We start from the raw sequence: 3,520 nt of genomic DNA, 5'->3' as shown, positions 1-3,520 counted from the left end.
CCTTGCAGCAGGCAGCACACCCGAAGATGTAGCAGCAGCTGCCTGCCACTCGGTTGCCGAGCAGGTCTTCGAACAGCAGCTTCAGGAGGTTGATATCCGGGAGCCGGTGATCATGGTTGGCGGTACTTCGCTGATCCAGGGTCTTGTCAGGGCAATGGGAGAGCTCCTCCAGACCGAGATCGTCGTTCCGCACCACTCGCAGTATATCGGTGCCACGGGAGCCGCACTCCTTGCATCCGGGTTTGTTGACAGGAAGAAGGAGTGAATTGCCATGACGTTGCTGGATGCGTTTGAGGTCGAATGTTTTGAAGAGACAGGCCGGGATTTTTACAAGCAGATCACCGAGACCGTCCTCTCAGACCACAACCTCACAGCGGTCATCTCAAAACTCCGGATCTTCATCGATCCGAGGATACCGATCTTTGTTGCTGTCGGAACGATCCGGGATGCGGGTGCTGCCGTCCGGATCTCTGATATCGGATCGATCCAGGTGCAGGGGAATGATACAGTCATCTCCATCCGGGACGAGACCTATCTCGCACAATTCCTCACCCGCCTCTACGAGATCTTCGGGCATGATAATGTCGATCAGCCCGATCGGTTCACCATCATCATCTCGGATGTGGAGATCCCAGAGGATTTCGAGAAGATCGAGATCGTAAACCGTGCCGATACCGTGCTCCGTGACTTAATCTACGCGATGACCGTAATCGCACCCGAGGGCTTTAAAGTACGGAGGGAATCCTATGGAAAACGGCAGTTCTTCTATGCTGCAAGTGAGAATACGCTCCCCGAACATGTCGTCGGGGATCTGGTATCTGCACAGTTTAAGCTGATCGGGGAGGAGATGGCATGATCCTTGTTCCGATCACCTATACGGGCGGGGTGTACCGGCATGACGAGGTTATTGACTATATCGAGGATCTCGGCGGATACATCGTCCAGAAACATGAGATGGCACAGGAGATGGTGCTTCAGGCATTCATCCCAAAAGATGATATCGGACGGTTCACCGCATTCACAAAGCCGCTCGCCGGAGAGGTGGCCGAGTCGCCGCTTGTCGGCTGTGAGATAGCCGTCGTCATACCGAGCCTTGAGATCCATCACCTCCCCCATTCCGCCTGCGATATTGCCGAGTATCTCAGGACTGTCGGCGCCAAGACGAATATGGTCGGCCTGGCACGCGGGTTTGGGAAGCGGATCTCACAGCTGAATGATGAGGAGCGGGATGTGATCAATGAACACGATCTTGCCATCTATGTCCTCGGCAACTTCGAGACCTGTATCGAGCAGAAGTTCAACGGGCTCAGGCGGGGCGTGAATGTCCCGATCATCCTGACCGGGGCACCCCCGCTCGAGGCACTGAAACGGATCACCGATCCCCCGGCAGCAGGCTATGTCGGCAACCTCGGCAGGTTCATGCACAGGACACGGACCGAAGCGGATATCGGACGGCTTGATGCGGTCGTCGAAGAGACTGCACGGGTATTAAATCAGATCCGGGACGAGATCGCCCATGACCCCCTCTCGGTCTCTCCCGCACGGCTGAAAGAGGTGATCGAAGACGGAATACCCGATATTCATCAGGTCTATTCCCCGACACCGGTCACCGTCCAGCTCACCGGACTTCGGATAAAACTGCCTTTTGATCGGTATCATGATACTATCAGATCGCTTCCTGTTGAGGAGGATGTGACGATCGGCGATACCGCATGGATTTCACCATCACGAATGCGTGATTACATATTGGTACAGATCAAACCTTTTTCAGAGACTCATATCGTGGTGTAGATGGAGATGGACTTCGAGGATATTATTCAGCATATCAAAGAGGATGGATCAGAGGAGACCGCACGGTGCTGGCTTGAACAGATCGAGCAGGAGTATGGCACAGTCCCCCTGATATTCCAGCGGATGAGCGAGAAGCCCGAGGTACTCATCTCACATCTCCTCTACAAAGGCTCAGTCACGCAGCTCTCCCAACTCGATCCAAAAGTGGTCGAACTGATCAGCATGGCTGTTGGTGCAGCATTGAAATGCAGCCACTGTGTCGAGTACCACATGCGGGCAGCCCAGTCCAAAGGCGCAACACGGGAGGAGATCCTGGAGGCGGTGCTGATCGCAGGACTCCTCGCCAATGCCGCAGTACTGGCAGATGCATACCGGGTCGTAAACGGATCCTGCGATGCATCATGCGATCTCTCCGGGGTTCCAAAGAAGCAGAAAAAAGAGTGATCCATCCCATATACTTTCCCGAGGTTCTCTCATGTGCGGAATAGCTGGCGATTACCGTTTTGGATCCGGATCCCCTGACAAGGATCTGGTCAGGAGGATGAGCGAGATCCTCAGGCACAGGGGACCTGATGGCGGGAGCATCTATACATCGGGGAGGGTCTCGCTCGCCCATCGCCGCTTAAAGATCATCGACCTCTCTGATTCAGGCATCCAACCGATGGCTAATGAGAACGGTACCCTCTGGATCGTCTATAATGGGGAGATCTTCAATTATATCGAGTTGAGAGCTGAGCTGATCCGAAGCGGCCACCGGTTCTCCACAGAGACGGATACCGAGGTGATCCTCCATGCATACGAGGAGTGGGGTGCAGACTGCCTCTCCCGGTTCAATGGCATGTGGGCGTTTGCCATCTACAATACCCATGATGAAAGCCTATTCTGTGCCCGTGACCGCTTTGGGATCAAGCCCTTCTATTATGCGCCGATAAACGGCGGGATACTGTTTGGATCCGAGATTAAGGCACTTCTCCTCCACCCTGAGGTCGGGAGGAGGCCCGATGACGAGATGGTACGGACATTCCTCGCATGGGGGGTTCACGATCACACTGAAAAGACGATGTTTGAAGGGGTATTCCAGATCCCGCCCGGACATTTCATCACCGTCTCGCCAAAGGGAGCAGGAGAGGCAATACGGTATTTCAAGCTCACCGTGAGTTCCGAGACAGTTTCAACAGATGAGATCAATACAGCCGCCCCAAAAGAGCTCCTTGTACTGCTTGAGGATGCGGTCAGGCTCAGGCTCAGATCAGATGTCCCGGTTGGTACATGCCTATCCGGCGGGATCGATTCATCCACGGTGACAGCCCTGATCAACCGCCTGATCAAAAGGGAATCGCCTGAAAGTGTCGGCGAACGGCAGAAGACCTTCTCTGCCTGCTTCGATGATCCGGCATCTGACGAGAGCCGGTATATGAATATCATCCTTGATGCGACCGGGGCATCAAACGATCGGATCTTCCCGGATGGCGCCTGCCTGAAGGAAGATCTCGCCAGGCTCCTCTACATGATGGACGAGCCGTTTGGCTCACTCACCTGCTATTCCCAGTACTGTGTGATGCAGGCTGCAAGCAGCCATGTGAAAGTCGTCCTCGACGGGCAGGGTGCGGATGAGGAGCTTGCCGGATATATCGGGTATCTCCCCTCGCTTGGAAAGGAGCTCTGGGCATCTGGAAAACCGCTTGCTGCAATCACCGCATGGTTCCATGCCCTCAGGCGGCACCTCCCG

Annotated in this window: 5 protein-coding genes; all 5 read left to right on the top strand. The window is 54.9% G+C overall.

Annotated features, from left to right (window positions below):
• Nucleotides 1–265, top strand: a 265-nt coding sequence (locus QCH34_RS09055) for a BadF/BadG/BcrA/BcrD ATPase family protein (protein ID WP_300333107.1), incomplete at its 5' end; no start/stop codon positions are given.
• Nucleotides 266–271: 6 nt separating this feature from the next.
• Entirely contained in the window at nt 272–856 is a 585-nt protein-coding gene (locus tag QCH34_RS09050; RefSeq protein WP_300333105.1) for a methanogenesis marker 17 protein, read from the top strand.
• Nucleotides 853–1,791 (top strand): methanogenesis marker 7 protein, encoded by a 939-nt coding sequence (locus QCH34_RS09045; RefSeq protein ID WP_300333102.1) that lies wholly within the window; start codon nt 853–855, stop codon nt 1,789–1,791. The genes QCH34_RS09050 and QCH34_RS09045 overlap by 4 nt, the downstream gene beginning before the upstream one ends.
• Before the next feature lie 6 nt (nt 1,792–1,797).
• Nucleotides 1,798–2,235 carry a carboxymuconolactone decarboxylase family protein gene (locus tag QCH34_RS09040; protein WP_300333100.1) on the top strand — a complete coding sequence of 146 codons (438 nt, stop codon included), beginning with the start codon at nt 1,798–1,800 and terminating at the stop codon, nt 2,233–2,235.
• Between the two features lie 31 nt (nt 2,236–2,266).
• On the top strand, nt 2,267–3,520 hold a 1,254-nt coding region (asnB, locus tag QCH34_RS09035), incomplete at its 3' end, for an asparagine synthase (glutamine-hydrolyzing) (protein WP_300333097.1).

The sequence above is a fragment of the Methanocalculus sp. genome, from assembly GCF_029762515.1.
Classification (GTDB): domain Archaea; phylum Halobacteriota; class Methanomicrobia; order Methanomicrobiales; family Methanocorpusculaceae; genus Methanocalculus.
Note: the sequence above shows the minus strand (reverse complement) of the source record. Positions and strands in the feature narration are given on the sequence as shown.

Bases quoted from the DNA above. Each gene is read 5' to 3' on its own strand.
- QCH34_RS09050 (WP_300333105.1), top strand. From the start codon at position 272: ATGACGTTGCTGGATGCGTTTGAGGTCGAATGTTTTGAAGAGACAGGC.
- QCH34_RS09045 (WP_300333102.1), top strand. From the start codon at position 853: ATGATCCTTGTTCCGATCACCTATACGGGCGGGGTGTACCGGCATGAC.
- QCH34_RS09040 (WP_300333100.1), top strand. From the start codon at position 1,798: ATGGACTTCGAGGATATTATTCAGCATATCAAAGAGGATGGATCAGAG.